Source organism: Acidovorax sp. GW823-FHT02H02, from assembly GCF_058797075.1.
Genome location: NZ_JBXAJH010000055.1, coordinates 1 through 543, shown reverse-complemented (window position 1 = coordinate 543; position 543 = coordinate 1). Strand labels below are relative to the sequence as shown.

Sequence of the window (543 nt, the reverse complement as noted above, 5' to 3'; positions counted from 1 at the left end):
GGGGCTGCGCTTGCAGGCGGCCGAGCACGTTGATGACGTGCTCGGTGCTCACCCGCCCCGATGGCGGCGCACTCTCCAGGGCCAACTCCACCGCCACCAGCACGGCGTCCAGCCCTTGCTTGGGCACCTCGGCCAGTACCTGCGCCATCACCCTGTCGCCCCCCTCCTGGTGCAGCAAGCCTTTGCGCATGCGCTGCAATGGCTCGGGCAGGTCTGCAAAGGGCGCGCCGTTGCGCAGCGCGCCCGGCTTGCGCTCGATCAGCGGCACGTAATGCTGCCAGTCGTAGCGGGTCTGGTTGCGATCGCTCAGGCGCTCGTGCGTGGCCACCATAGCATCGCCGGCCACCACCACGATCTGCGCCGGGTACAGGTGTGTGCTGACCATTTGCCCCGCCCATTCGCAGGGCACCGAGTAGCGGTTGCGCGCCACCGTCACCAGGCAGGTGCTGCTCACCTTGGCCGGGTTCTCAACATAGCCATCAAAGGCCACCGGCATCGGCATCAGGTGGCTTTGCTCCAGCTCCAGCATCTCGGCGATGCTGA

Annotated in this window: 1 protein-coding gene; it reads right to left on the bottom strand. The window is 67.4% G+C overall.

Annotated features, from left to right (window positions below; translation table 11 throughout):
• Positions 1–543, bottom strand: a 543-nt coding sequence (locus AC1RDS_RS21010) for a Mu transposase domain-containing protein (RefSeq protein ID WP_492227367.1), incomplete at both ends; no start/stop codon positions are given.